Source organism: Agromyces sp. NPDC058484 (assembly GCF_042720415.1).
In the GTDB taxonomy this organism is placed as follows: Bacteria; Actinomycetota; Actinomycetes; order Actinomycetales; family Microbacteriaceae; genus Agromyces.
Genome location: NZ_JBHXMP010000008.1, coordinates 73,206 through 97,738 on the forward strand (window position 1 = coordinate 73,206; position 24,533 = coordinate 97,738).

21 protein-coding genes are annotated in these 24,533 nt (G+C 70.8%); 15 read left to right on the forward strand and 6 right to left on the reverse strand.

What is annotated here, in order from left to right; all coding sequences use genetic code 11:
- The first annotated feature begins 20 nt into the window (after positions 1-20).
- From ACFWN7_RS08495 to ACFWN7_RS08510, 4 genes are read left to right on the forward strand one after another with little or no spacing between them, the layout of a single operon-like run.
- A complete protein-coding gene (locus ACFWN7_RS08495) occupies positions 21-833 on the forward strand; it encodes an ABC transporter ATP-binding protein (protein ID WP_376938367.1) in 813 nt (270 codons plus the stop codon).
- Positions 830-1,519, forward strand: coding sequence for an ABC transporter permease (locus ACFWN7_RS08500; protein ID WP_376938368.1), 690 nt, complete (start codon positions 830-832; stop codon positions 1,517-1,519). Before ACFWN7_RS08495 ends, ACFWN7_RS08500 begins: the two co-directional genes overlap by 4 nt.
- Positions 1,516-2,259 (forward strand): ABC transporter permease, encoded by a 744-nt coding sequence (locus ACFWN7_RS08505; protein WP_376938369.1) that lies wholly within the window; start codon positions 1,516-1,518, stop codon positions 2,257-2,259. The genes ACFWN7_RS08500 and ACFWN7_RS08505 overlap by 4 nt, the downstream gene beginning before the upstream one ends.
- Complete coding sequence (locus ACFWN7_RS08510) at positions 2,256-3,182, forward strand: ABC transporter substrate-binding protein (RefSeq protein ID WP_376938370.1); 927 nt, start codon at positions 2,256-2,258, stop codon at positions 3,180-3,182. Before ACFWN7_RS08505 ends, ACFWN7_RS08510 begins: the two co-directional genes overlap by 4 nt.
- Here ACFWN7_RS08510 and ACFWN7_RS08515 read toward each other — a convergent pair.
- The 3 genes from ACFWN7_RS08515 to ACFWN7_RS08525 are packed head-to-tail and all read right to left on the reverse strand — an operon-like array spanning position 3,179 to position 5,243.
- A complete protein-coding gene (locus tag ACFWN7_RS08515; RefSeq protein ID WP_376938371.1) occupies positions 3,179-3,874 on the reverse strand; it encodes a DedA family protein in 696 nt (231 codons plus the stop codon). The two genes, ACFWN7_RS08510 and ACFWN7_RS08515, sit on opposite strands and share 4 nt — an antisense overlap.
- A gap of 39 nt (positions 3,875-3,913) precedes the next feature.
- Positions 3,914-4,870, reverse strand: coding sequence for a M56 family metallopeptidase (locus ACFWN7_RS08520; RefSeq protein ID WP_376938372.1), 957 nt, complete (start codon positions 4,868-4,870; stop codon positions 3,914-3,916).
- Between the two features lies 1 nt (position 4,871).
- Positions 4,872-5,243: a BlaI/MecI/CopY family transcriptional regulator gene (locus tag ACFWN7_RS08525; RefSeq protein ID WP_376938373.1), complete on the reverse strand. Its 372-nt coding sequence runs from the start codon at positions 5,241-5,243 to the stop codon at positions 4,872-4,874.
- Positions 5,244-5,353: 110 nt separating this feature from the next.
- Here ACFWN7_RS08525 and ACFWN7_RS08530 point away from each other — a divergent pair, with 110 nt between their 5' ends.
- The 9 genes from ACFWN7_RS08530 (at position 5,354) to holA (ending at position 19,591) form a co-directional block, all read left to right on the forward strand.
- Positions 5,354-6,766, forward strand: coding sequence for a cytochrome ubiquinol oxidase subunit I (locus tag ACFWN7_RS08530; RefSeq protein WP_376938374.1), 1,413 nt, complete (start codon positions 5,354-5,356; stop codon positions 6,764-6,766).
- An 11-nt stretch (positions 6,767-6,777) separates the two neighbouring features.
- Positions 6,778-7,782 carry a cytochrome d ubiquinol oxidase subunit II gene (gene cydB / locus ACFWN7_RS08535; RefSeq protein ID WP_376938375.1) on the forward strand — a complete coding sequence of 335 codons (1,005 nt, stop codon included), beginning with the start codon at positions 6,778-6,780 and terminating at the stop codon, positions 7,780-7,782.
- 2 nt (positions 7,783-7,784) lie between these two features.
- Positions 7,785-9,413, forward strand: a complete 1,629-nt coding sequence (cydD, locus tag ACFWN7_RS08540) for a thiol reductant ABC exporter subunit CydD (RefSeq protein WP_376938377.1) — start codon at positions 7,785-7,787, stop codon at positions 9,411-9,413.
- A gap of 13 nt (positions 9,414-9,426) precedes the next feature.
- A complete protein-coding gene (gene cydC / locus ACFWN7_RS08545; RefSeq protein WP_376938378.1) occupies positions 9,427-11,247 on the forward strand; it encodes a thiol reductant ABC exporter subunit CydC in 1,821 nt (606 codons plus the stop codon).
- Positions 11,248-11,256: 9 nt separating this feature from the next.
- A complete protein-coding gene (locus tag ACFWN7_RS08550; protein ID WP_376938379.1) occupies positions 11,257-12,690 on the forward strand; it encodes an anthranilate synthase component I family protein in 1,434 nt (477 codons plus the stop codon).
- A 95-nt stretch (positions 12,691-12,785) separates the two neighbouring features.
- Positions 12,786-15,359 carry a leucine--tRNA ligase gene (leuS, locus tag ACFWN7_RS08555; RefSeq protein ID WP_376938380.1) on the forward strand — a complete coding sequence of 858 codons (2,574 nt, stop codon included), beginning with the start codon at positions 12,786-12,788 and terminating at the stop codon, positions 15,357-15,359.
- Between the two features lie 91 nt (positions 15,360-15,450).
- The gene (locus ACFWN7_RS08560; RefSeq protein WP_376938381.1) at positions 15,451-16,128 is read left to right on the forward strand and encodes a ComEA family DNA-binding protein; all 678 of its coding nucleotides are present in this window, start codon (positions 15,451-15,453) and stop codon (positions 16,126-16,128) included.
- A gap of 15 nt (positions 16,129-16,143) precedes the next feature.
- Entirely contained in the window at positions 16,144-18,537 is a 2,394-nt protein-coding gene (locus ACFWN7_RS08565) for a ComEC/Rec2 family competence protein (RefSeq protein ID WP_376938382.1), read from the forward strand.
- Between the two features lie 25 nt (positions 18,538-18,562).
- Positions 18,563-19,591 (forward strand): DNA polymerase III subunit delta, encoded by a 1,029-nt coding sequence (gene holA / locus ACFWN7_RS08570; protein ID WP_376938383.1) that lies wholly within the window; start codon positions 18,563-18,565, stop codon positions 19,589-19,591.
- A gap of 79 nt (positions 19,592-19,670) precedes the next feature.
- Here holA and rpsT read toward each other — a convergent pair whose 3' ends face one another.
- The 3 genes from rpsT to ACFWN7_RS08585 form a co-directional block, all read right to left on the reverse strand.
- Entirely contained in the window at positions 19,671-19,931 is a 261-nt protein-coding gene (rpsT, locus tag ACFWN7_RS08575) for a 30S ribosomal protein S20 (protein ID WP_376938384.1), read from the reverse strand.
- A gap of 197 nt (positions 19,932-20,128) precedes the next feature.
- The gene (locus ACFWN7_RS08580; RefSeq protein ID WP_376938385.1) at positions 20,129-20,971 is read right to left on the reverse strand and encodes a VOC family protein; all 843 of its coding nucleotides are present in this window, start codon (positions 20,969-20,971) and stop codon (positions 20,129-20,131) included.
- A gap of 77 nt (positions 20,972-21,048) precedes the next feature.
- A complete protein-coding gene (locus ACFWN7_RS08585) occupies positions 21,049-21,819 on the reverse strand; it encodes an alpha/beta fold hydrolase (RefSeq protein WP_376938386.1) in 771 nt (256 codons plus the stop codon).
- A gap of 172 nt (positions 21,820-21,991) precedes the next feature.
- On the opposite strand from ACFWN7_RS08585, the gene lepA reads away from it, so the two are divergent.
- The gene (gene lepA / locus ACFWN7_RS08590; RefSeq protein WP_376938387.1) at positions 21,992-23,881 is read left to right on the forward strand and encodes a translation elongation factor 4; all 1,890 of its coding nucleotides are present in this window, start codon (positions 21,992-21,994) and stop codon (positions 23,879-23,881) included.
- A gap of 10 nt (positions 23,882-23,891) precedes the next feature.
- Positions 23,892-24,533 carry a DUF1990 family protein gene (locus ACFWN7_RS08595; RefSeq protein WP_376938388.1) on the forward strand — a complete coding sequence of 214 codons (642 nt, stop codon included), beginning with the start codon at positions 23,892-23,894 and terminating at the stop codon, positions 24,531-24,533.

Here is a 24,533-nt window from a genome sequence, read left to right on the forward strand (position 1 = left end):
GACGGGGATGAGGCAGCCAGATGATCGAGTTCCGCGGCGTCACCAAGCAGTTCCCCGATGGCACCGTGGCGGTCGAAGGCGTCGGCATCGTCATCCCGCCGCACAAGACGACGGTGCTCGTCGGTTCATCAGGCTCCGGCAAGACCACCCTTCTGCGTATGATCAATCGCATGGTCGACCCGACGTCGGGCCAGGTTCTCATCGACGGCACGGATGTCGCGACGGTCGACCCGGTGCAGTTGCGACGCGGCATCGGCTACGTCATGCAGAACTCCGGGCTCCTGCCGCACCGCAAGGTCGTCGACAACGTCGCCACCGTCCCCCTGCTCCGCGGCACGAGCAAGCGGGAGGCACGAGCGCGGGCGCTCGAACTCCTCGACACGGTGGGCCTGGATCGGTCGCTCGCCGACAAGTATCCGAGCCAGCTCTCGGGCGGGCAGCAGCAGCGCGTGGGCGTGGCGCGCGGCCTCGCCGTGGATCCGAACATCCTGCTCATGGATGAGCCGTTCGGCGCCGTCGACCCGATCGTGCGGGCCGAACTGCAGCAGGAGCTGCTCCGTCTGCAGGGTGAGCTCGGCAAGACGGTGGTGTTCGTCACCCACGACATCGACGAGGCGTTCCTCCTCGGCGACCAGGTGGTCATCATGCAGCAGGGCGGCAAGATCTCGCAGGCCGCGTCGCCGGCGGAGATCCTCGCGGATCCCGCAGACGACTTCGTCGCGGACTTCGTCGGTGCGAATCGAGGCAAGCGTGCGCTGCACCTCACCGACGTCGGCGGCCGCAGCGTCGTCGTCGACGCCGACGGCCGCCCGGCGGGAGTGCTCGCCTCGTGAACTGGCTCTGGTCGAACCTCGACCTGGTCGGCGAGCTGATCCTCGTGCACCTGGCATTGTCGGTGCCCGCGATCATACTGAGCTTCGTGGTGTCGGTGCCGATCGGATGGCTCGCCCACCGGTATCGGTGGTCGCGAGGCGTGCTGCTGTCGCTCTGCGGGCTGCTCTACGCGGTCCCCTCGCTCGCGCTGCTCATCGCGTTACCCGTCGTGACCGGCTTCAGCGTGCTCTCGCCCGTGAACCTCGTCGTTGCGCTCACGCTGTACGGCATCGCGGTCATCATTCGTACCTCGGCCGACGCCTTCGACGCGGTCGAACGCGACGTGCGCCAGTCGGCGACCGCCATCGGCTACTCCGCGGTCGGCCGCTTCTGGGGCGTCGAGCTCCCGCTCGCGGGGCCGGTGCTGTTGTCGGGCCTGCGCGTGGTGATCGTGAGCACGGTGAGCCTGGCGACGATCGGTGCGGTCACGGGCGTGCAGAGTCTCGGCAGCCTGTTCACCGATGGACTGCAGCGAGGCATCGAAGCCGAGATCATCACGGGCATCGTCGCCACGATCGCACTCGCGCTGCTGCTCGACTGGGCCGCCGTGCTGCTCGGCCGAGTGCTCATGCCGTGGACGGGGCGCCGTCGCAGGCGGCGGCGTCTGCTCATCGCGGGCGCTTCGGGGCAGCTGGAGTCCGTATGAACCTCTTCCTCGAGGGCATCGCCTGGATTCTCGACCCGGCCAACTGGACCGGCGCGGGCAGCATTCCCGACCGCACGCTCCAGCACCTCGTGCTGTCGGCGATCGTGTTGGTGATCGCCTCGACCATCGCGCTCCCGACCGGCGTGCTCATCGGGCACACCGGGCGTGGGCGCGATCCGGCAGTGATGGTCTCGGGCGGTCTGCGCGCGCTGCCCACACTCGGCCTCCTCGCCCTCTTCGGGCTCTCGCTCGGCATCGGCTTGCGGGCGCCGATCCCCGCCCTGGTCATCCTTGCGATTCCGCCGCTGCTCGCCGGCGCCTATGCAGGCGTCGAGTCCGTCGACCGGCGCACCGTCGACGCAGCACGTTCGGTCGGCATGCGCGAGAGGCAGGTCGTCGCAAAGGTCGAATTGCCGCTCGGCCTGCCGATCATCGTCGGCGGCATCCGTTCGGCCACCCTCCAGATCATCGCCACCGCGACCCTCGCGGCCTACGTCTCGGACTTCGGGCTCGGCCGGTTCCTCTTCCAGGGGCTCAAGACCCGCGACTACGCCGAGATGCTCGGCGGGTCAATCCTCGTGATCCTGCTCGCCCTCGTCGTCGACGGAGCATTCGCGATCACGCAGCGGCTCGTGGTGCCCGCCGGAGTGCGGGCCACGCGATCCAGAGAGCTCCGCTCGAGGCCGGCCCGGCCCCGAGCGGTCGTGGGGCGACCCATCACCGAAGGGAATCAGAAATGACCACAGCAGGAAGAGGCCGGCTCGTTGCGCTCGCGGCGGTCGCGGTCGGGGCGACAGTGGCCCTGGCAGGGTGTGCATCCGGCGATCCGCTCGACGAGGGATCGAACGGCGGCGGCGAGACGTCCGAGACCATCGTCGTCGGATCCCAGGACTACTACTCCAACGAGATCATCGCCGAGATCTACGCCCAGGCGCTCGAGGAGAACGGCTACACCGTCGACCGGCAGTTCCGCATCGGGCAGCGCGAGGTCTACATCCCCGAGATCGAGGACGGCGCGATCGACGTCTTCCCCGAGTACACGGGCAACCTCCTCCAGTACTACGTGCCCGACACGACGGCCACCGCGAGCGAGGAGGTCTATGCGGAGCTCGAGACGTCGCTGCCCGACGGGCTGCGGGTCCTCGATCAGGCGCCCGCGACCGACCAGGACTCGTACAACGTCACGACGAAGTTCTCCGAGGAGAACGGCGTCACGAGCCTCGCCGACCTGAAGGATGTCGCCACGCCGATCACGCTCGGCGGCAACTCCGAGCTCGCGACGCGTCCGTACGGGCCCGAGGGGCTCGCATCGGTGTACGGCGTCGAGGTCGGGTTCACCCCGATCGAAGACAGCGGCGGTCCGCTCACGCTCAAGGCGCTCGTCGACAACCAGGTGCAGATGGTGAACATCTTCAGCGCCGACCCGAACATCGCCGCGAACGACCTCGTGACGCTCGAGGACCCCGAGGGGCTCTTCCTCGCCTCGCACGTGGTCCCCGTCGTGAGCGAGAAGGTCACCGACGAGATCGCCGAGATCATCAACACCGTGAGCGCCGCGCTCACGGCCGAAGACCTCGTCGCCCTCAACGCGCTGAGCGTGAACGAGCAGCAGTCGGCCGACCAGATCGCGAGCGACTGGCTCGCCGAGCAGTCGCTCTTCTAGGGGTTCAGGTCGCGATTCGAGGGGTCGGATGCCGCGGCATCCGGCCCCTCTGCTGCCTCTGCCATGTGCTTCGCCTCGGAGTGCAAGAGGAGCTTCTTGACACCCCACATGGCGAGGAGGAAGGCCGCGATGATCGCGACGAACAGGTAGCCCGCCCAGTGCAGGCTGCGGCTCAGTTCCTGGTAGCTCCCGGCCGCGAGCCAGCCGACGGTGACATAGGCGAACGCCCAGATGACGCACGCCGGGAGCGTCCACGCGATGAACTTGCGGTAGCGCATCGTGCTCATGCCCACGACGAGCGGGACGAGCGAATGCAGCACGGGAAGGAACCGGGAGATGAAGACCGCAGGACCGCCGCGTCGCTCGAGGTAGCGTTGCGCGCGCGCCCAGTTCTCCTCGCCGAGCCTCCGGCCGAGCCGGGATCGCTGGATGTGCGGCCCGAACCAGTGGCCGAGCGCGAAGCCGATGCTCTCGCCGAGGAGCGCCCCGACGATCACCGTGAACGCGAGTGCGAAGTACTCGCCGACGCCCCCGACCGCCGTCGCCGCGATGAGCACGATGGTGTCGCCCGGTACGACGAGCCCGATGAGGATCGAGGTCTCGAGCATGATGCCGAGGCCCGCGAGCAACGTTCGCGCGAGAGGGTCCACGGACTGCACCGTGTCGAGGATCCAGTCGAGGAGCTCGTTCACCGTTCGAGCGTATCGACGCGGCGTGCGGTTCGCGTCACACTAGGGGAGGATTCCGAGGATCGCGGCGAACGCGACCAGGGCAACGACGACGAGGGCGACGGATGCCGCGAGCACCGCGCCGCGAGCGGCTCGCGGGAGTCCGTGGGCGTCCGTCGTGCGGATGCCGGGACGGTCGAGCCGGTCGAGGCGGGCCGCGAGCATGGCGGTGTCGGGGCTCGCGCCTGACGCGCCACCCGGGTAGGAGCCCGGCTCGCCGGCGGTGCCCACGCGTTCGAGCGCACGCCGCAGCGCGTCGGCGCCGACCGATCGGCGTGCACCGTCGTCGGCCAGCATCTCGGTGAGGGCGGCGACCGAGCGTTCGGCGCGGTTGGCGATCGGGAACCAGGGGATCGCGCTGTGCCACGCCCGGAATGCGAGGCGCACGAGATGGTGGAGCTGGTCGAGGTGGGCGCGCTCGTGGGCGATGACGGCGGCGAGCTCGTCGGGATCGAGTGCCTCGATGAGCCCGTCGGTGAGCACGGTCGCGGTGCGGATCCCGGGCACGCAGTATGCGAGGGGCACCGGGTGCGCGAGAACGCGGGTGCGCGGGTCACCGGGCAGGGGGTCGCTCAGGATGTCGACCAGCTGGTGCTGGCGGCGGCGTTCGCGTTCGGCGCGCACGGCGATGAGGGCGAGGTTGGCCGTGAGGAGGAGGGCCACCGCCGCGGCGAGCGTGAGTGCGGCGATCTGCAGTGCGCCGAAGACCGGGGGGATCGGTCCGGCGGCGAGCGTCGGCGCCAGCTGGGCGACGGCCGCGGGCAGGGAGCCGGCCGGTGCGGCACCGAACGCGAGGAGGCATCCGATCATCGAGAGCCCCCCGGCGAGTGCGATCGCCTGCCAGAGTGCGAGAGCGACCGCGGGTGCGCGCGACGGCCAGTCCGCCCGTGAGAGCAGCACCGGGATCGGCCACGCGAGCGCGAACGCGAGTGCTCCGAGCAGGACGGCGATCGCGAGCACGTCAGCGCTGCGCGAGTTCGTCGAGGACGCGCCGGAGCGTGGCGGCCTCGCCAGTGCTCACGGTGCCGACGAACCGCGCGAGGGCGGCATCGCGATCGCTCGACTGGTCGAGCACCTCACGCATGAGTTCCGCGGTGTGCTCCTCGCGGCTGAGGAGGGCCCGGTAGCGGTGCGGACGCTTCTCGCGCGCGCGGGCGACGAAGCCCTTTCGCTCGAGTCGTGAGAGGACGGTCAGCACGGTGGTCGTCGCGACGCCGCGCCCCGACTCGTCGCCGACCGGGAGTGCGTCGCGCAGTTCGTTCGCGGTGTGGGCGCCCTCGGTCGACCAGAGGAGCTCCATCACGGAGCGTTCCAGATCGCCGAGACTCGCCATGCCACCAGATTACCCTCCCGACGAAGAATGTTCTACGCTCTGTAGAAGACAGTTTTCTACGTTCAGTAGAAGAACGGGGCGGTACGACGCCACTGCTGGAAGGGGCATCCGTGAACGAACTCCTGGACCCGCTGCTCCTCGCCAGGTGGCAGTTCGGCATCACGACCGTCTACCATTTCCTCTTCGTGCCGATCACGATCGGCCTCGCGACCACCGCGGCGGTCTTCCAGACCGCGTGGTACCGAACAGGCAAGGCCGAGTACCTGCGTATCACGCGGTTCTTCGGCACGATCTTCCTCATCAACTTCGCGATGGGCGTCGTCACCGGAATCGTGCAGGAGTTCCAGTTCGGCATGAACTGGTCGGAGTACTCCCGCTTCGTGGGCGATGTGTTCGGCGCGCCGCTCGCGATGGAGGGCCTGCTCGCCTTCTTCTTCGAAGCGACGTTCATCGGACTCTGGATCTTCGGCTGGGACAAGCTGCCCCGTGGCCTCCACCTCGCCTGCATCTGGGCAGTCGCGGTCGGCACCATCCTCTCGGCGTACTTCATCCTCGCGGCGAACGCCTTCATGCAGAACCCCGTCGGCTACGAGATGAACCCTGCGAAGGGCCGAGCGGAACTCGTCGACATCTGGGCGGTGCTCTCGAATCCGGTCGTGCTCGCCGCCTTCCCGCATACGATCTCCGCGAGCTTCATGGTCGCCGCGGGACTCGTCATCAGCGCCGCGGCCTGGCACCTCGCACGCCATCAGCACCTCGACACCATGCGGCCGGCCCTGAGGTTCGGGCTCTGGACGATGGTCGGCGCCGGCATCCTCACGACCCTGTTCGGCGACCAGTTGAGCCTCGCGATGGTCGCGACGCAGCCGATGAAGATGGCTGCCGCCGAGGCCACGTACGACACGGTATGCGGGGCGGATGCCTCGTTCTCGCTGTTCACCCTCGGCACGCCCGATGGTTCGACCGAGCTGTTCTCGATCCGCGTGCCGTACCTGCTCTCGTTCCTCTCCACGCACACGTTCGACGGATGCGTCGAGGGCATCAACGACCTGCAGGCGCAATACCGAGACCTGTGGGGTCCCGGCGACTACACGCCCATCATCTGGGTGACGTACTGGGCGTTCCGGTGGATGATCGGCCTCGGCTTCGCCCACGTGCTCGTCGCCGTCGTCGGCCTGTGGCTGACCCGCAGGGGCCGGCTCCCGAGGCAGCGGTGGATCTGGACGGTCGCGATCTGGAGCTTCCCGCTGTCGCTCGCCGCGATGAGCGTCGGGTGGATCTTCACGGAGATGGGCCGGCAGCCCTGGATCGTGTTCAGCCTCCTGCCGACCGAATCGGCGGTGTCGCCGAACGTGACCGGCCTCAACGTGCTCATCTCGCTCGTCGCCTTCACGCTCGTCTACGGCGCCCTCGCGGTCGTCGAGGTGCGCCTCGTCATCCGAGCCGTCAAGAAGGGCCCGCCTGAAGTGGGCGAGCCCGATCCCGAGACGGGCCGGGTCGAACCCGCCACGACGGTGTACTAGGAGGAAACGCAATGGATCTGTCGGTGCTCTGGTTCTGGATCGTCGCGTTCCTCTTCGTCGGCTACTTCGTGCTCGACGGGTTCGACTTCGGCGTCGGGATGTCGCTGCCGTTCCTCGGGCGCGACGACACCGATCGCCGGGTGCTGATCAACACGATCGGCCCCGTGTGGGATCTCAACGAGACCTGGGTCATCGTCGCGGGAGCGTCGCTCTTCGCCGCGTTCCCCGAGTGGTACGCGACCTTGTTCTCTGGGTTCTACCTCGCGCTCCTGCTCATCCTCCTCGCGCTCATCGCCCGCGGCGTCTCGTTCGAGTACCGCCACCAGCGCCCTGAATCGCAGTGGAAGAGGTGGTTCGACGGCATGATCGTGGTGGGATCCGCCGTGCCGGCGCTGCTCTGGGGCGTGGCGTTCGCGAACATCGTGCAGGGCGTGCCGCTCGACGCCGACCACAACTACACGGGCACCCTGTTCGACCTGCTGAACCCCTACGCGCTGCTGGGGGGCCTCACGACTCTGCTGCTCTTCTTCACGCACGGCGTGGTGTTCGTGTCCCTGAAGACCGATGGCCGGATGCGGGAGCGCGCGCGCCGGCTCGCCGCTCGGGCCGGGTTCGTCACGATCATCGTCGCAGCCGGGTTCCTCACGTGGACGGGGCTCGCGTTCGGCACGCCCTGGTTCTGGATCCTCGCCGCGGTGGCCGCAGTCGCCCTCATCGCGGGATGGCTGGCGAGCACGCGCGGTGCGGAGGGCGTGGCGTTCACCTGCCTCGCGATCACGGTGGCGACGGCGGTGCTCGCCCTGTTCTCCGCGCTCTTCCCCGAGGTCATGCCCGCTTCCAACGACCCGGCGAACAGCCTGACGATCGCGAACGCCTCGAGCTCCGCCTACACGCTCACCGTCATGAGCTGGCTCGCCCTGTTCACCCTGCCACTCGTGCTGGCCTACCAGGGCTGGACGTACTGGATCTTCCGCAAGCGCGTCACTCGCGCGTCGATCGAGGCCTCGGCGCACTGACCGTGAAGCCACTCGACCCACGACTCGTACGGCGATCCGGCGCAGCGCGCTGGTTCCTCGTCGCCGGCGCTGCGCTCGCGCTCGTGCAATCCGCGGCGGTGCTCGCCTTCGCGTGGTCGCTCGCGACGCTGGTGGCCGGTTTCGTCGACGGCATGCGGATGCCGCAGGCGGGACTCCTGCTCATCGTGCTCGTCGTGGCGGCATCCGCTCGGGCAGTAGCGGCCTGGCTCTGGGACGTCGTGGGCTCCGCGGGCGCGATGCGCGTGAAGGCCGAGCTGGGTGCCGACATCCTCACGACGCTGGAACGGCGTCCTGCCGGCGTTCCCGGGTTCTCGACCGCACGCATCGCGACCCTCCTCGGCGCGGGGCTCGACGCTCTCGACGAGTACTTCGGCCGGTACCTGCCCCAGCTGGTGCTGAGCGTCGTCGCGACCCCGATCCTCATCGTCGCCGTGTGGATCGCCGACCCGCTCTCGGGACTCGTGCTCGTCGTCGTGCTGCCCCTCATCCCGGTGTTCATGGCGCTCATCGGCCTGGCGACCGGCGCGGTGCAGCGGCGCCAGTGGGAGAGCCTCTCGTCGCTCTCGCGCGGCTTCCTCGAGATCGTCGGCGGGCTCTCGACCCTTGCCGTGTTCGGTCGCGCCGAACGGCAGTCGACGCGGATCCGGGCCGTGACCGACGAGTACCGCTTGCGCACGATGAAGGTGCTGCGCATCACGTTCCTCTCTGGCTTCACGCTCGAGTTCGCGGCGAGCCTGTCGGTCGCCCTCGTCGCCGTCTCCATCGGACTCCGCCTCGTCGCGGGCGACATGTCGTTCGCGCCCGGACTCCTCGTGCTCGTGCTGGCACCCGAGGTGTTCCTCCCGCTCCGCAACGTCGGCGCGGCGTTCCACGCGTCGGCCGAAGGGGTGACCGCCTCCGCGGATGCGTTCGACCTGCTCGGTGCCACGGAGCCTCACGAGATGTCTCGGTCGAGCGCCGTCGTCGACCCGGGCTGCGGGGCCGACAAGGGGCTCGAACTCGTCGACGTGCGAGTGCGCCGCGGTGCCCGGGTCGTCGTCGACGGCGTGCAGCTCGCCGCGGCCGCGGGGCAGGTCGTTGCCGTCACGGGTGAGAGCGGGGCGGGCAAGTCGACCCTGTTCGCGGCGATCCTGGGCTTCGCCCCGGCCGAGGGGGAGATTCGTCTCGACGGGCGGCGGATCGCGACGGGCGACCGGGCGTCGATCGCCTGGGCGGGACAGACGACGACCCTCCTCGCCGGCTCGATCGCCGACAACGTCCGACTCGGTGACGAATCGGCCGCGCCCGACGTGCTCGAGCGCGCCCTGCGACTCGCGGGCGTCGACCTCGACCCCGAACGACGCCTCGGCCCGGGCGGCGCCGGCCTGTCGGGAGGTCAGGCGCAGCGCGTCGCGACCGCGAGGGCGATCCACCGGCTGCTCGCGCGCCACGGCCGGCTGCTGCTCCTCGACGAGCCGAGCTCAGCGCTCGACCCCGTGCGCGAGGCCGAACTCGGACGTGCCCTCCATGAGCTCGCCGCTGAGGGGCGCACCGTCGTCGTCGCGACGCACCGGACCGCGCTCGTCGTGACTGCCGACGCGGTGGTCGACCTGGCGGTGGCGCATGCCTGACCCCACTCGGGCGATGCTCCGGAGCGCCATCCCGAGCTTCGGGCGACTGCTGCCCGCCGTGCTCCTCGGCATCGCCTCGGCCGCATCGAGCGTGGCCCTGCTCGCCGCTTCGGCGTGGCTCATCGCCCGCGCCGCTGAGCAACCTCCCGTGCTGTACCTGTCGCTCGGCATCGTCGGTGTGCGCGCGTTCGCACTCGGCCGAGCGGCGTTCCGCTACCTCGAACGGCTCACCGGTCACGACGCCTCCTTCCGGCAGCTCGCGACCATCCGAGCGGGAGTGTTCGAGCGGATGGTCCCGGTCGCGCCGGACGGGCTCACGACGGCCCGGCGCGGCGACCTCCTCGCGCGGTTCGTCGGCGATGTGGACGAACTGCAGAACGTCCCGCTGCGGGTCGTGCAACCCGTGGTCAGCGCGCTCGTCGTGCTCGCGCTGTCGGTCGCCGCGGTCGCCCTGCTCGCGCCGGAATCGGCGTTGGCGGTGCTCACGTGCCTCGTGGTCGGCATCGGCGCGACGCTCCTGGTGCAGCGATGGGCCGCCGTGCGAGCCGAACGCACGCTCGCGCCGCTCCGCGGTGAACTGCAGGCGGCGATCGTCGAGCATGTGGAGGCGCTCGACGTGCTGGTTGCATTCGACGCGGCGGCTGCCGGCCGCCGCAGGATCGAGGCGATCGGGGGGAGGCTCGCGCGGGCGGCGCGGGCGAGGGCCGCAGCGACGGGTGCGGCATTGGCCGCCATGACCTCCGTCGGCGGGTTCGCGGTCGCAGGGAGCCTCGCGGCCGCGGTGCCGCTACTCGACTCGGGTCGCATCGACGCCCCCGCGTTCGCGGTGCTCTGCCTCGTGCCGCTCGCGATCGCGGAGGCGGCGGCGGCGATCCCGCTCGCGGCGAGCGCCCGCCGGCTCGCGCGTACGAGCGCCGAACGCGTCGCCCACGCGGTCCCGGCGGAGGTGCCGTCGGGCATTCCCACGAGGCCCGCCGACCCCGCGAGCCCACCCGCAGGCGATTCCCCGCCCGCGATCGAGCTGCGCGGCATCCGGGCGAAGTGGCCGACGATCGGCGGCGAACCGGATGCATCCGGCGGTGAATCGGACGCACCGGGAGCCGAGCCGCGGCCCTCGTCGCTCGTCGGCGTCGATCTCGAGCTCGCACCGGGAGAGCGGGTGCTCGTTCGCGGTGCATCCGGCGCCGGCAAGACGACGCTCGCGCACGTGCTCGTGCGCTTCCTCGACTACGACGGCTCCTACCGGATCGGCGGCGTCGAGGCCGACACGCTGGAACCGGCGGCGGTGCGCCGCCTCGTGGGGCTCGTCGAGCAGCGTCCGTGGCTCTTCGACGAGGATGTGCGCCAGAACCTCCTCTTCGCCCGCGACACCGCGACCGACGAGGAGCTTCGCGACGTGCTCGACCGGGTCGGCCTTCGCGGCTGGGTCGAGGAGCGCGGCGGACTCGACGCGAAGGTCGGCGAACGCGGCGCGCTCGTGTCAGGCGGGCAGGCCCAGCGCATCTCGCTCGCGAGGGCCATGCTCGCCGAGTTCCCCGTGCTCGTGCTCGACGAACCGACGGCGAACGTCGACCCCGCGCGTGCCGGTGCGCTCCTTCGGGACCTGATGGGTGCTGCGAGCCGATCGGGGAGCACCGTCCTGCTCATCTCGCACACCGCCGTCGACGAGTCGCTCATCGACCGCGTCGTCGCCATCGACGCCGGACGGATCGAATCCCGCGATCCCCGTCCGATCGCGCACTCGACGCTCCCCTCTTGCTGGGACGACCCGAGAGTGCGGTGCGAGCGTTCGCCCGGCCCTCGTCCATGCGGGGTCGTGCCGGCCGCGCTCTAGGCTGAGGGAGTGCCGCGTCGCATCCGCTCCCGCAAGCTCGCCGCGTGGCGCGACCCCGAGTCGGTCTTCAGCGGCCTGTTCGCCGGTGCGCAGTACGCCGTCTGGCTCGACGGCGGTGCGGATGCCGCGTCGGGCGTCAGCGTCCTCGCCGCCGCGCATGCCGCGAGCGTGTTCGTCACCGCCGACGCGGCCCTCGGCACGGTCACGACCACCACGCCGGCCGCTGTGGACACGGGCGAGGTGACGCGCGAGGCATCCGTCTTCGACGTCCTTGCCGAGGCGCTCCGCGACCTGAGAACCGAACGGACTCGTGCGACGGATGCCGCAGGGCCCCTCGGGTGGTTCGGATGGTTCGGGTATGAGCTCGGCGCAGGCCTGATCGACGTGCCGACCGAGCGGGCCGAGACACCCGATGCCGCATTCCTCCTCGTGGATCGCGCGATCGTGTTCGACCATGGCGAACGGTCGGTGCGTCTCGTCTGGCTCGAGTCCGAGCCGAGACGCACGGGCGAGGCGTGGGCCGACGACCTCGAAGCCGCAGTCGGCGAACTGGGCGAACCGGCGGACGAGCCGGACCGCTCCGCAGCGCCGCCGAGCCCACCTCCGACCGTGCGCTGGCGACACGGCCCCGCCCGCTACGCCGAGCTCATCGGCGAGTGCCAGGCTGCGATCGTCCGCGGCGACGCCTACCAGCTCTGCCTCACGAACCGCGTCGATGTCGACGTGCGCCCCGACCCGGCCGCCACGTACGTCGCGCTCCGCGGGTCGAGTCCGAGCCACCACGGCGGCTACCTGCGGTTCGGAGATCTCGCCCTGCTCAGCGCCTCGCCCGAGCAGTTCCTGCACGTGGGGGCCGACGGCCTCGTCTCGACGAAGCCGATGAAGGGCACGAGGCCGCGTGGCGTGGGCCCCGCGCTCGACGCCGCGCTCCGCCGGGAGCTCCTCGAGAGCGAGAAGGAACGCGCCGAGAACCTCATGATCGTGGATCTCATGCGCAACGACCTCGGTCGCATCGCGGAGCTCGGGAGCGTCACGGTCCCGAGTCTCCTCGACGTGGAGGAGTACGCGCACGTCTACCAACTCGTCTCGACCGTGCAGGCGCGGCTGCGGCATCCGCTCACCGCGCTCGACGTCGTGCAGGCGGCATTCCCGGCCGGCTCGATGACCGGCGCGCCGAAGCGGAGCGCGATGACGATCCTGCACGCGCTCGAGGACGGCCCGCGGGGCGTGTACTCGGGGGCATTCGGATATCTCGGGGTGGACGGGAGCGCAGACCTCGCGATGGTGATCCGCTCGATCGTGCTCACGCCATCGGGAGCGAGCGTCGGCACGGGCGGCGGCATCACCGCGCTGTCGGTGGCCGACGAGGAGATCGAGGAGACCCGCGTGAAGGCGAGGGCCCTCCTCGCGGTGCTCGGCGCGGCATCCGCCGCCGTCGAGTGAGTAGGCTGGTTGTCCGAGTGCGCCGCGATCCGGCGTGCCCGAAGACGTGCGGGTGAACCCGCCGAGCCCCGCAGCGATACACGATTGAGAGTCACGTGGCACACGATCACGACCAGGCCCACGCCGAGAGCGGCGCGTACGACTTCGCCGCCCTGCAGGCGAAGTGGCTGCCCGTGTGGGACGAGCTCGAACCCTTCCGCGCGGGCCGCCCGGGCGACACCAAGCCGCGCAAGTACATCCTCGACATGTTCCCGTACCCGTCGGGCGACCTGCACATGGGGCACGCCGAGGCGTTCGGCTACGGCGACACGGTCGCCCGCTATTGGCGGCACCAGGGGTTCGACGTGCTGCACCCGGTCGGCTGGGACTCGTTCGGCCTCCCGGCCGAGAACGCCGCCATCAAACGGGGCATCGATCCACGGGGCTGGACCTACGCGAACATCGAGCAGCAGAAGCGCTCGTTCCGCCGGTATGCGCCGTCGTTCGACTGGTCCCGTGAGCTGCACACGAGCGATCCCGAGTACTACAAATGGAACCAGTGGCTGTTCCTGAAGCTGTACGAGAAGGGCATCGCGTACCGCAAAGCGGGCCTCGTGAACTGGTGCCCCAACGACCAGACCGTGCTCGCGAACGAGCAGGTCGTCGACGGGCACTGCGAGCGATGCGGCTACGTGGTGACGAAGAAGGCGCTGACCCAGTGGTACTTCCGGGTCACGGACTACGCCGACCGGCTGCTCGACGACCTGAATCAGCTCGAGGGCAAGTGGCCGCCGAAGGTGCTCACGATGCAGCGCAACTGGATCGGCCGCTCATCGGGTGCCGATGTCGAATTCGAGATCGAGGGCCGCGATGAGCGCGTTCCGGTCTTCACGACCCGACCCGACACGCTGTTCGGAGCCACGTTCATGGTGGTCGCGCCCGACTCCGAGCTCGCCGCCGAGCTGGCGGCCGGGGCATCCGCCGAGGTGCAGGCCCGCTTCCAGGACTACCTCGACTCCGTGCGCGCCGAGAGCGACATCGACCGGCTGTCGACCGAGCGCCCGAAGACGGGAGTCTTCCTCGAGCGCTACGCGATCAACCCCGTCAACGGCGAGCGCCTGCCCGTGTGGACGGCCGACTACGTCCTGGCCGACTACGGCCACGGGGCCATCATGGCCGTGCCGGCGCACGACCAGCGTGACCTCGACTTCGCACGCGCATTCGACCTGCCCGTGCGCGTGGTCGTCGACACGAACGCTCCGGCGACCGGCGTCATCCCGGTGATCCCCCTCGACGAGCAGGGCGAGCCGGTGCTTCCCGACGACGTGCCGCTCAGCGATCCCGCCGCCACGGGCATCGCCCTCGCGGGCGAGGGACGACTCGTGAACTCGGGGCCGCTCGACGGGCTCTCGAAATCGAACGCGATCCGCCGGGTCATCGAGTTGCTCGAGCAGCCCGGCCTCGGGCGCGCCTCCAAGAACTTCCGCCTGCGTGACTGGCTCATCTCCCGCCAGCGGTACTGGGGCACGCCAATCCCGATCATCCACTGCAACGAATGCGGCGAGGTGCCGGTGCCCGAGAGTGACCTTCCGGTTCGCCTTCCGGATGCCGCGGGCCTCGACCTCAAGCCGAAGGGCTCGAGCCCGCTCGGCGCCGCCGAGGAGTGGGCGAAGGTCGCCTGCCCGAACTGCGGAGGAGCGGCACGCCGTGACTCCGACACGATGGACACATTCGTCGACAGCTCCTGGTACTACCTGCGTTACCTGAACCCGAACGACGACTCGCGGGCCTTCGACCCGGCAGAGGCCGAGAAGTGGCTGCCCGCCGACCAGTACGTCGGCGGCGTCGAGCACGCGATCCTGCACCTGCTCTACTCGCGCTTCATCACGAAGGTGCTGTTCGACCTCGGTTACCTGAGCTTCACCGAGCCGTTCACGTCGCTCCTGAACCAGGGCATGGTCATCATGGACGGCGCCAAGATGTCGAAGTCGAAGGGCAACCTCGTCGAGTTCGCCGCCGAGCTGCGCGCGCACGGTGCCGACGCCCTGCGCGTGACGCTCGCGTTCGCCGGCCCGCCCGAGGACGACATCGACTGGGCGGATGTCTCGCCCGTCGGTGCGGCGAAGTTCCTCGCGCGCGCCTGGCGCATCTCGGGCGAGGTGGCGTCGAGTCCCGACGTCGAATGGAAGACGGGCGACCTTGCGCTTCGCCGCATCACGCACCGGCTGCTCGCCGATGCGCCGTCGCTCGTCGAGGCGTTCAAGTTCAACGTCGTGGTCGCGCGACTCATGGAGCTCGTCAATGCGACGCGCAAGGTGATCGACTCCGGCGCGGGCCCGGCGGATGCCGCGGTGAGGGAGGCGTCGGAGGCCACCGCGATGATCCTCGACCTCTTCGCGCCGTTCACCGCAGAAGACATGTGGGAGCGTCTCGGATATGAGCCGAGCGTCGCCCTGGTGCAGTGGCGCAAGGCCGACCCTGCGCTCCTCGTCGAGGATTCGGTGACCGCGATCGTGCAGGTCGACGGCAAGGTGCGCGACCGGCTCGAGGTGTCGCCGAAGGTGTCGGGCGACGAGCTGGAAGCGCTCGCGCGCGCCTCGTCGGGCGTCGCGCGTGCCATCGGCGAGCGTGAGATCGTCAACGTGATCGTGCGGCCGCCGCGGCTCGTGAACATCGCCACGCGGGGCTGACTCCTCCTCGACAGGTGCGGGGCGGCGTGATCGTCGCACGGTTGCGCTCGCAGCGTCGTCGAGGGGCGCCGTTCGCCCGTAGCGTGCGGGCATGCCCGCGAGCCCCGAACCCGACCCGTTCGACGCGCTGGACCCGGCGGCTCGGCGGGCGACCCCGCGCGTTCGCATCGCGGTGGGCGCCGCCCTCGTGCTCTTCATCGCCGCCGTGGCTGCTGCGGCGATGCTCTCGTTCGCGGCGGGCGGAGGTGGCGAGCAACGCGTGATCGAGGCATCCGGGTCGGATGCCTCCGGCGACGCCGGGAACGCCGGCGGTTCCGGGGGAGGGGTCGGCACCGCCCCCCTGCTCGTGCACGTGCTCGGTGCGGTCGCGAGGCCCGGGCTCGTCGAGCTCACGTCGGGCGCCCGCGTCGTCGACGCCGTGGCCGCGGCGGGCGGGTTCACCGCCGACGCCGATCCGGCCGGGGTCAACCTCGCGCGTCCGGTCGTCGACGGCGAGCAGCTCGTGGTGCTCGCCGTGGGGCAGGTGCCGCCACCCGCGGTCGGCGGGTCGCCGAGCACGGACGGAGCAGGTGGCGACGGCGTCGTGCACCTCAACACGGCCGACCTCGCGGCGCTCGACACGCTGCCGCGTATCGGGCCGGCGCTCGCGCAGCGCATCATCGACTGGCGCGAGGCCAACGGACCGTTCACGAGCGTCGACCAGCTCCTCGACGTGGCCGGCATCGGCGACGCGGTGTTCTCGGGCCTGACCGACCGGGTGGCGCTCTGAGTGCGCGACGTGCGGATGCTCCTGCCCGCTGTGTCGGCGTGGGCCGTGGCCTGGCTCGTGGTCGCCGCTCCCGATGCGGACGTCGACCCGGTCGCGATCGCCTGGACCCTGTGGGTCGGCGGCATCGCCGCGGCCGCAGCCGTGGCGATCGCCGGGTGGGTCGTGCGCCATCGCTCCGACGGTCGTGCCGTGACCGCGATCGGAGCCCGTCTCGTCGGGCTCGGGCCGATCCTCGTGGTGGTGCTCGCCTCGGCCGGGCTCGTCGCGTCGGCCGCTGCGATGGGCCTCGTGCATCGCTCGGACTCACCGCTCCTCGACGCGGCCACGGCGCATCGCACCGCGCGCGTGGTCGTCGACATCGCCGCGGCTCCGCGCGCGATGCGCGCACCCGTGTGGGCGGAGACATCCGACGACCCGATGCTGCGCGTCGATGGACGCATCGTCTCGGTCGACGGGCGCAACGCGGCGCCGGTCGCGGTGAGCTCGACCCTCTCGATCCCGGCGCACCAGGCGCAGCTCGGCACGCGCCTCGTCTTCGATGCCGGCGTCACAGCCCTTCCGGCGGCGGAGCAGGCGGGGTTCCGCTTGCGTGCGATCGGAGCGGTCGACGTCGAGGATCCGCCTCCGCCCTGGCTCGGGTGGGCGACCGGCCTCCGCGAGGGGTTCGCGGAGGCTGCACGCGGCCTCGGCGGCGACGGCGCCGCCCTCGTGCCCGGGCTGGCGACCGGCGACACGAGCGCGGTCGGCGAAGAGCTCGATGCGGCGATGAAGGCGAGTTCGCTCAGCCATCTCACGGCCGTGTCGGGTGCGAACTGCGCCATCGTGACGGCGGCGGCGTTCGCTCTCGCGGCGCTCTGCGGGCTTCGGCGGACCAGTCGTGTCGTGGTCGCCGCGGCGGCACTCGTGGGGTTCATCCTGCTCGTCACGCCGCAGCCGAGCGTCGTGCGGGCCGGGGCCATGGCGATCGTCGTGCTCATCGCGATCGCAGCGGGCCGACCCGGCGGAGGTGTCTCCGCGCTCTCCGTGGCGGTGGTGGCGCTGCTCGCGTTCGACCCATGGCTCGCGCGCGACTACGGGTTCGCACTGTCGGCCGCGGCCACCGCGGGCCTGCTCCTGCTCGCAGTGCCGCTCGCCGCCCGCCTCGCCCGCATCATGCCGGTGCCGCTCGCGACGGTGCTCGCCGTGCCGCTCGCCGCGCAGCTCGCGTGCCAGCCGATCCTCGTGCTCCTCGATCCGGCGATCGCGCTCTACGGCGTGGCCGCGAACCTGCTCGCGGCGCCCGCCGCTCCGCTCGGCACCGTCGTCGGACTCGTGGGATGCCTCGTGCTGCCGTTCCTGCCGTCGGTCGGCGTCGCGCTCCTGCAGGTCGCGTGGGTTCCCGCGTCGTGGATCGCGCTCGTGGCGCACGGAACGGCCGGCCTGCCGGGCGGTCGGCTTCCCTGGATCGCGGATGCCCCTGGCGTGCTGCTCCTCGTCGCGTGCACGGCACTCGGCCTCTGGCTCGCGTTCTCGCGTCGCCGGCGACCGCGCCTTCGCGCCGTCGTCGCGGCGCTCCTCCTGGTCGCCCTGGCGGTGCCGCTCGGCGTCGGCGTCGGCGGGCCGCTCGTCGGAACCGCGACCAGGCCGAGGTCGTGGGATGTGGCGGCCTGCGACATCGGCCAGGGCGATGCGGTGCTCGTGCGTTCGGCCGACGCCACCGCACTCATCGACACCGGTCCCGACCCGGCTGCCCTGGCGCGCTGCCTCACGCTCCTCGGTATCGGGCGCATCGACGTTCTCGTCGTCACCCACTGGGATGCCGACCATGCCGGGGGAGCGAGCGCCGTCATCGGCCGTGTGGAGACCGTGATCCACGGCCCGCTCGACGGCGATCGGTCCGCTCGCGTCCTCGGTCCGCTGACCCGCGCCGGCGCCGAGGCGGTCGAGGTGACGGCCGGTCACCGGGGTGCGCTCGGCGAGGCGCGCTGGCGTGTGCTCTGGCCGAGGCCCGGCGCCGTGCCGGGGAACGACGCGAGCGTCGTACTCGACCTGGATGCCCCGGCCTACCGGGCGCTGTTCCTCGGCGACCTCGGCGAGGAGTCGCAGGCACGCCTCCTACGGTCGACGGATGTCGGCCGCGCCGACCTCGTGAAGGTGGCGCACCACGGGTCGGCCGATCAGAGCGAGGCGCTCTACCGGGAGCTCGCCGCGACCGTCGGCGTCGTCGGCGTCGGCGCCGACAACGGATACGGGCACCCGACCGATCGCCTCCTCGACCTGCTGGCTGCATCCGGAACTGCCGTCGTGCGCACCGACCGGTCGGGCACGGCCGTGCTCACGGCCGATGACGACGGCAGCTTCCGGTGGTGGTCCGAGCGATCGGGCGGCACCGGAGGCTCTGCCGCGGACAGCGTCGGAGGCGGCCCGTAGACTTGAGCGGAACGGGGAGGGTGCGGTGGCACGATCAGGCACGTCGGCGCGAGCGAAGCCGGCGGCGATCCCGCAGTTGTCGTGGAATGAGGTGCGCCAAGCTCCGGTCGTGCTCATCTCAGGTTCCGAGACGGTGCTCGCCGAGCGCGCGAGTGGGATCCTCCGCGAGTTCCTCCGCTCCGAGGATCCCGCGCTCGAGGTGAGCGATCTCGAAGCCGACGGCTACCGGCGCGGCGAGCTGCTCACCCTCGCGAGCCCGTCGCTGTTCGGTGAACCACGGCTCATCCGGGTGGGCGCGGTCGAGAAGGCGAGCGACGACTTCCTCATCGACGCCCTCGAGTACCTCGAGCAGACCGCCGAATCCACGACGCTCGTGCTTCGCCACGGCGGCGGCGTGCGGGGAAAGAAGCTCCTCGACGCGATCCGGGCGGGCGTCGGCAGCGGGGTCGAGGTCGTCTGCGCCGAACTCAAGCGGGATGTCGAGAAGCAGGACTTCGTGGCGGCCGAGTTCCGGGCGGCCGGTCGGAGCATCGACCCCCGCGCACTCCGGGCGCTCGTCGCGGCGTTCTCCGAAGATCTCGCCGAGCTGGCAGCGGCCTGCCGCCAGCTCATCGCCGATGCACCGGCCGAGGTGACCGAGGCCGTCGTGGCCAGGTACTACGGCGGTCGTGTCGAGACGAACGCCTTCGCCGTCGCCGACGCCGCGATCGCCGGTCGTCACGGTGAAGCGCTCATCGCGCTGCGTCATGCGCTCGACAGCGGTGCCGATCCGGTGCCGATGGTGGCCGCGTTCGCGATGAAGGTGCGCACGATGGCGAAGGTGTCGGGGGTGCGCGGCGGCGGGCCGCAGGTCGCTTCGTCGCTCGGGCTCGCCCCGTGGCAGGTCGACCGGGCCCGGCGTGACCTCGCCGGCTGGAGCGACGAAGGTCTCCGGCGTGCCATCGAATCGCTCGCCGAGGCCGACGCGGCGGTCAAGGGTGCCGAACGCGACCCGGTGTTCGCCCTCGAACGACTCGTCGGCATCATCGCGGCGCGCGGTCGCGACTTCGCCTGACGGGGGCGCTGTGGCATCCGACGCTGAGAACGACGAAGCCCCGCACTCGCGTGCGGGGCCTCGGGCAGTCTGGTTCGCGTCAGAGCGCGGCGACCTGCTTCGCGATGGCCGACTTGCGGTTCGCGGCCTGGTTCTTGTGGATCACGCCCTTGCCGGCGGCCTTGTCGAGCTTGCGGGTCGCGACCCGGAGGGCGGTGGTCGCCTTCTCCTTGTCGCCCGAGGCGATGGCGTCGCGCGTCGCGCGGACGGCGCTCTTGACCTCGCTCTTCACGGCCTTGTTGCGCTCCTGCGCCTTCAGGTTGGTGCGGATGCGCTTGATCTGCGACTTGATGTTTGCCACGTGGTTCGTCTTTCGTTCTCGTGCGGGTACCGGACGTGCCGGGCGAAGGCAGAGGGGCCTCGCCGGCGAATCGTGCGGGGTGGGACCCGCACGCAAGCCAACAGGCAACGATACCAGCTACGCGACGGCCGCACCAACGCGGCCACCGAGAGCGACCACGCGCCATGCGGCTCCGCGCGTCGAACGCCGTCGGCGACTCACCGCGCGGGCGGGATGAACTGGCTCGCCGTGAAGACGCCTCCCTGCGGATCGCGCACGAGCGCGTCGCGCGTCCAGTCGGAGTCGGTCGTCGCCAGGACGGTGCCGCCGAGCCGCTCGGCCGACGCGGCGCTGTCGTCGCGGTCGGCGACGGTGAAGGCCACGTGCCAATGCGGGGGCTCGTCGTCGTGTGCGGGGGCCAGCCAGCCGATCGCGTCCTCGAAGCGGGGCGGGGTGACGTCGCTCGCCTGCCGTTCCCTGATGTCGGGGTCGACCGTCGCCGCCAGGTGGTTGCCATAGCCCGGGCAGCGGATGAGGGTCCCGAAGCCGAGGTCGGCGAACTCCCATCCGAACACGGCGACGTAGAACCGCGGCTCCTCGGCGTCCGACGTGTGCAGGTCCGCGAAGTTCCACCCCCCGGGCACGTTCACCGCCTGCACCCCCGGCCGCTGTCCGGCCTGCCAGAGGCGGAACCTCGCGCCCGAGGGGTCGACGGCCTCGGCAGCACGTCCGGCCCCGTCGACGTCGGCGGGCGCAGAGATGATCCGCCCGCCCGACTCGACGATTCGTCGGCCGACCGCGTCGGCGTCCGCTGCAGCCACATAGGTGTTCCACGTCGGTGCGACCCGGCGGATGCCACCCTCCGGTGCCTCGCCGAGTCCGGCGGCGTCTCGCCCGTCCAGCCGGGCGATCACGTACCGGGCAAGGGCATCGGGACCAGCCGCGGACACGAACGTCCAACCGAACAGCCCGCCGTAGAACTCCTGGGTTGCCGAGAGGTCGGGCTGCTCGAGGTCGATCCACGAGGGCACCCCCTCCGGGTACGTCCTGGTCCCCGTCATCACCTGTCCCTTCGTCGACAACGACGATCGTCCGATCCGCGCAGCGCCGCAAGGGGGTGGCGGAGAGCGCGGTGCGATTACCCGGCAGCTGCGACGGATCGACGGCGATGGCGGCGCCCCGCACGAGCCTCGAGCTCCGCGACCGCCCCGAGCACGACGGCGGCGAATTCGTCGGGCCGAACGAGGCTCACCAGGTGTGTGGCCCCGGGAACGACGACGAGCCGGCCGTCGGCTGCGGCGCGGAGCATCCGCTGCTCCTCGAATCTGAAGTGGTCGAATCGTCCGTTCACGAACCAGACCGGGACCTCGATCCGCGCGAGCGCCGCCTCGGGATCCAGTCCGCCGACCGCGGCGAGCGCCGGCGCCATGACGTCGAGCGCCACGCCGCCGGCCAGCACGTCGTCGACGGCCTCGGCCCGGAGGAAGACCCGCACCACCGCATCGTTCATGGCGCGTCCGCGGTCGGGCAGCAGGCCGATGAGCTCGGCGAGTCGCCGATAACCCGCGAGCCCGGCGCCCCTCGGCCGGGTGCCGCACGACGCCGCCACGAGCCCGTCGATGCGGCCCGGATGCCGCGCGGCGAACTCCACGGCGAGGTAGCCGCCGAGACTCAGCCCGACGAGGAGCGTGGGCGGCCGTGCCGCGGAAGCGCCGAGCGCGGGAAGGGCTTCGTCGAACACCTCCATCGCCGCGTCGAGGCTGAACGGCTCGTCGAGGCGCGTGCCATGACCGGGCAGGTCGACCGCCACCGCCTCGATGTCGTGACGGGCGAGCAGGCGGAGCTGCCGCCGCCACATCGTCGCCGAGGTGCGGAGTCCGTGCACGAGCACGACGCGGGCGCGGGGCATCCGTCAGCCCGCCCTGGTCGCGCCCAGCCCGCGGGCAGGCGCGACGGCGGCCGTGCGTAGGCCGGCGCAAGGCTCGGCGAAGGTCGTGCTCATGGTGTTCCCAGCGTAATCCGCGGCCCGCGGCGGGGCATCGGTCGAATGGGCGATGCGAACTCATGGGAGAATCGACAGGATGTCCCCACGAGCCGCCAACCCGCCGGTGCCCGCCGCCACCGACCCCGCGCTGATCCGCAACTTCTGCATCATCGCGCACATCGACCACGGCAAGTCGACGCTGGCCGACCGCATGCTGCAGATCACCGGCATCGTGTCCGATCGCGACATGCGCGCCCAATACCTCGACCGCATGGACATCGAGCGTGAGCGCGGTATCACCATCAAGAGCCAGGCGGTGCGCATGCCGTGGGCCGTCCGGTCGGTTGCTGAGCCTGCCGAAGCGCAGGGACCGGATGTCTCGTACGCGCTCAACATGATCGACACCCCCGGGCACGTCGATTTCAGCTACGAGGTCTCGCGCTCGCTCGCGGCGTGCGAGGGCGCGATCCTCCTCGTCGACGCTGCGCAGGGCATCGAGGCGCAGACGCTCGCGAACCTCTACCTCGCGCTCGAGAACGACCTCGAGGTCATCCCCGTACTGAACAAGATCGACCTGCCTGCGGCCGAGCCCGAGAAGTACGCGAGGGAGCTCGCCGACCTCATCGGCGGCTCGCCCGACGACGTGCTGCGCGTGTCGGGCAAGACCGGCGTCGGCGTCGAAGACCTGCTCGACCGGGTCGTCGAGCGCATCCCGGCTCCCGTCGGGAACGCGGATGCCCCGGCGCGGGCGATGATCTTCGACTCCGTGTACGACAGCTACCGCGGCGTCGTCACCTACGTGCGCATGGTCGACGGGCAGCTGAACCCCCGCGAGCGAATCCAGATGATGTCGACCCGCGCGACCCACGAGATCCTCGAGATCGGCGTGAGCGCGCCCGAGCCGACCCCCACGCAGGGGCTCGGCGTCGGCGAGGTGGGCTACCTCATCACCGGGGTGAAGGACGTGCGTCAGTCGAAGGTCGGCGACACCGTGACGACGGCCGCGAAATCGGCCACCGAGGCGCTCGCCGGCTACACCGAGCCGCTGCCGATGGTGTTCTCGGGCCTCTACCCGATCGACGGCAGCGACTACCCCGAGCTCCGCGAGGCCCTCGACAAGCTGAAGCTGTCGGATGCCGCGCTGGTCTACGAGCCCGAGACCTCGGTCGCCCTCGGCTTCGGGTTCCGCTGCGGATTCCTGGGGCTGCTGCACCTCGAGATCGTCACCGAGCGCCTGCGTCGCGAGTTCGACCTCGACATCATCGCGACTGCGCCATCCGTCGTCTACGAGGTCACGACCGAAGACACGAAGACGGTCACGGTCACGAATCCCAGCGAGTTCCCGACCGGTGCGAAGATCGCCGAGGTGCGCGAGCCGATGGTGAAGGCGGCCATCCTCGCACCGAAGGACTATGTGGGCACCATCATGGAGCTCTGCCAGTCGCGTCGCGGATCGCTCCTCGGCATGGAGTACCTCGGCGAAGACCGCGTCGAGATCCGCTACAACATCCCGCTCGGCGAGATCGTGTTCGACTTCTTCGACCAGCTGAAGTCGAAGACCGCCGGATACGCGTCACTCGACTACGAGCCCGTCGGCGACCAGGCCGCCGACCTCGTGAAGGTCGACATCCTGCTGCAGGGCGAGCAGGTCGACGCGTTCAGCGCGATCGTGCACCGCGACAAGGCGTACGCGTACGGCGTGCTGATGACCGGTCGCCTGCGCGAGCTGATTCCGCGCCAGCAGTTCGAGGTGCCGATCCAGGCCGCCATCGGCGCGCGCATCATCGCACGAGAGTCGATCCGGGCCATGCGAAAGGACGTGCTCGCCAAGTGCTACGGCGGTGACATCAGCCGAAAGCGCAAGCTCCTCGAGAAGCAGAAGGAGGGCAAGAAGCGCATGAAGATGGTCGGCCGCGTCGAGGTGCCGCAGGAAGCGTTCATCGCGGCGCTGTCGGGCGACACCGAGAAGAAGGACGCGAAGAAGTAAGGGGCGACGGATGACCCGCCGAAGCACATTCACCGATCAGTCGGTCACGTACGGGGCGATCGGGGCGACCCTCGCCCCCGACCTGCTGCGCTACCCGCCGGCGGGTTACCGCCCCGCGGAGGACTCGGTGCGGCTCGGCAGCGGCGTCGACCGGTTCGACCGGGCCGCCGAAGCCCTCATGACGTGGGGCATCCAGAAGGGCACCGGCTTCGAGGTCGCGGATGTCGCGGCCGGCACGGGCGCCCAGTATCCGGGCATCGTCTACGACGTGGAGGGGGCGCCGCTCGCCGAGCAGCCGGGCCCGCGCACCGAAGAACGCCTCGGTGCCGACGGCACGCCGTACATCGCGGCCGGGATGACCGCGACGCTCCGTCGCAAGGGTCGCTTCCGAACCCGGGACACGCCCGTCCTCGTCGTCTACGTGATCGACGAACCGCGCCGCATCGGCTTCGCGTACGGCACCACCGCCGATGGGCCGGAGAGCGGTGAGGAGTCGTTCATCCTCGAGCACCGCGACGACGACACCGTGTGGCTCACGATCCGATCGCTCCTCCGCACGCGAGGCAGCATTCTCGCGTCGCGGCAGCGCCGGAAGCGCCGCGAGCTCACCCGCCTCGAGCTTCGAGCACTCCACCCCGCGGGCGGCGTGTAG

Excerpts from the sequence above, each read along its gene's own strand:
- ACFWN7_RS08495 (WP_376938367.1), top strand. The coding sequence starts at position 21 with ATGATCGAGTTCCGCGGCGTCACCAAGCAGTTCCCCGATGGCACCGTG.
- ACFWN7_RS08505 (WP_376938369.1), top strand. The coding sequence starts at position 1,516 with ATGAACCTCTTCCTCGAGGGCATCGCCTGGATTCTCGACCCGGCCAAC.
- ACFWN7_RS08510 (WP_376938370.1), top strand. The coding sequence starts at position 2,256 with ATGACCACAGCAGGAAGAGGCCGGCTCGTTGCGCTCGCGGCGGTCGCG.
- ACFWN7_RS08525 (WP_376938373.1), bottom strand. The coding sequence starts at position 5,243 with ATGGCGAGTCTCGGCGATCTGGAACGCTCCGTGATGGAGCTCCTCTGG.
- cydB (WP_376938375.1), top strand. The coding sequence starts at position 6,778 with ATGGATCTGTCGGTGCTCTGGTTCTGGATCGTCGCGTTCCTCTTCGTC.
- cydC (WP_376938378.1), top strand. The coding sequence starts at position 9,427 with ATGCTCCGGAGCGCCATCCCGAGCTTCGGGCGACTGCTGCCCGCCGTG.
- ACFWN7_RS08560 (WP_376938381.1), top strand. The coding sequence starts at position 15,451 with ATGCCCGCGAGCCCCGAACCCGACCCGTTCGACGCGCTGGACCCGGCG.
- ACFWN7_RS08565 (WP_376938382.1), top strand. The coding sequence starts at position 16,144 with ATGCTCCTGCCCGCTGTGTCGGCGTGGGCCGTGGCCTGGCTCGTGGTC.
- ACFWN7_RS08580 (WP_376938385.1), bottom strand. The coding sequence starts at position 20,971 with ATGACGGGGACCAGGACGTACCCGGAGGGGGTGCCCTCGTGGATCGAC.
- ACFWN7_RS08585 (WP_376938386.1), bottom strand. The coding sequence starts at position 21,819 with ATGCCCCGCGCCCGCGTCGTGCTCGTGCACGGACTCCGCACCTCGGCG.
- lepA (WP_376938387.1), top strand. The coding sequence starts at position 21,992 with ATGTCCCCACGAGCCGCCAACCCGCCGGTGCCCGCCGCCACCGACCCC.
- ACFWN7_RS08595 (WP_376938388.1), top strand. The coding sequence starts at position 23,892 with ATGACCCGCCGAAGCACATTCACCGATCAGTCGGTCACGTACGGGGCG.